The organism is Fructobacillus tropaeoli (assembly GCF_001047135.2).
GTDB classification, from domain to species: domain Bacteria; phylum Bacillota; class Bacilli; order Lactobacillales; family Lactobacillaceae; genus Fructobacillus; species Fructobacillus tropaeoli.
The window spans coordinates 1-1,074 of record NZ_DF968129.1; the positions used below are offsets into that span (position 1 = coordinate 1).

Below are 1,074 nucleotides of genomic sequence, written 5' to 3' on the forward strand. Positions count from 1 at the left end.
TCAGGCAACGGATGCTCAAGGTGTTGAAAACGCCCAAAGTGCCGGGGTCGCTAACGTTGATGTCGCTCATCAAACAGGTTTGAGTGTTATTACGCGAGGAGAAAAAATATATAAGAAACATTCTGTATTGCCTAATACTGGAATAGAAGCAGCGAATAAATCTGTAAGCAGTTTAATCGCTATTACTGGAATTATGATTTCTGGATTTTTCTTAACCAAGAAGTCCAAAAAAAGAAATAATTAACAGTAAATAAATGAAACCCTCAAGAGTGGCATCACTCTTGAGGGTTTTTACAATTATTGGAAATTTTATTATTGCCGTAGTACGACTGTAAAATTAAGTGTGGAATTGATATGTTCGGTGTTTTATAAAAAAAGAACGTAAAATTGAAACAATTAGACAGCAATAAATAAAGCAAATTAATTATTGGGTTAATGTCCAACCAATGAAAACGTTCGACTGGCAATCACCGCGAAAAGTCTTTTAGTAACATTGTGATGACAGCTTATTTTATCGTTAGTAAAAGGTTCAAAAAACAATCTCATCAAAATTCTCAGAAATGATTTTTTCACAAAGGTCAAAAGGCTTGCCATTGGGATTATGAGAGCTAGACCAATTGTTGGGGTCCAAATTGAGCAAAGTCAGTTTTAAGAAAAGTAAAAGCAGGCCCCGTTTAGGGGGCCTGCTTTTTTTTACTTTCGTTAACGCACATTATGTTAAGTAGTCGTATTAATCAATAAAATTTAGTTTTTCTTGTTACGACGACCGCTTAGTCCAAACAAACTTAGAACTGCCGAGACACCAAGAAGTCCTGCAATACTATAACGTTGCTCTTTTTTAGCTGTATCTGGTAATTTGTTGTACTTGTCTAAGCGACTAGTGTGTTGTTGCTTAGATGGTAACGGATTTCTATTTGTCTGCGGTTTAGTGCGCTCAGACAAAGCTGGATTCTTACTATTTGAATCTGGATTGGATGGTGTGTTTGTACCGTCTTGCTTATCAGAATCTGTTGCGTTCTTCGTGTATTTAACCGTGAAGTTCAAGTCTTTTGAATCACCCTTAACCGTTTGAGC

The 1,074-nt window shown here is 36.3% G+C and carries 2 protein-coding genes and 1 pseudogene; 2 read left to right on the forward strand and 1 reads right to left on the reverse strand.

Features of this window, described 5'->3' with window-relative positions; translation table 11 throughout:
• Together AOQ32_RS08330 and AOQ32_RS09020 are read left to right on the forward strand one after the other, a co-directional pair.
• On the forward strand, positions 1 to 244 hold a 244-nt coding region (locus AOQ32_RS08330), incomplete at its 5' end, for an LPXTG cell wall anchor domain-containing protein (RefSeq protein WP_114679998.1).
• Between the two features lie 109 nt (positions 245 to 353).
• Positions 354 to 488, forward strand: a pseudogene (locus tag AOQ32_RS09020) (IS30 family transposase); the annotation flags it as partial.
• 256 nt (positions 489 to 744) lie between these two features.
• Here AOQ32_RS09020 and AOQ32_RS08775 read toward each other — a convergent pair.
• Positions 745 to 1,074, reverse strand: a 330-nt coding sequence (locus AOQ32_RS08775; RefSeq protein ID WP_420889747.1) for a hypothetical protein, incomplete at its 5' end; no start/stop codon positions are given.